General features: G+C 51.1%; 1 pseudogene. It reads right to left on the minus strand.

What is annotated here, in order from left to right:
• Window positions 1-144: 144 nt before the first annotated feature.
• Window positions 145-360: pseudogene (locus BHE89_RS26655) on the minus strand (hypothetical protein); the annotation flags it as partial.

A 360-nucleotide genomic window follows, 5' to 3' on the forward strand; every position in this document is an offset into this window, starting at 1 on the left:
ATTTCCAACTGGTCTCTTGCATCTGCCACCAATTGGCGTTCAAGGGTGACGCCATTTACGGTCTTAACAAATTGCTTTGGCTGACGCTTTACCTTTTTTGGTCTGGACACATCAGAGATAACCGTCACCGGCTTCCCACGCAGTTCACGCGGCAACGGTCCACTTAGCCCCCAGAACTAAGCGACGAGCGTACTCATGCTCGTATGGTTTCAACCCTCGACCTTCACAGTACATCTCAGTATCCACCAGCAGATCACCGCGCAGCCTCGCGTTTTTCCGCACTTGTTCGGACAAGACCGATTTGCCCTTCCCGCTGGCTCCCATTACGAGCGAGTGAGATTCTACTTTGTTATCAAAAAA

It is taken from the genome of Shigella sp. FC1967, from assembly GCF_001743005.1.
Classification (GTDB): domain Bacteria; phylum Pseudomonadota; class Gammaproteobacteria; order Enterobacterales; family Enterobacteriaceae; genus Proteus.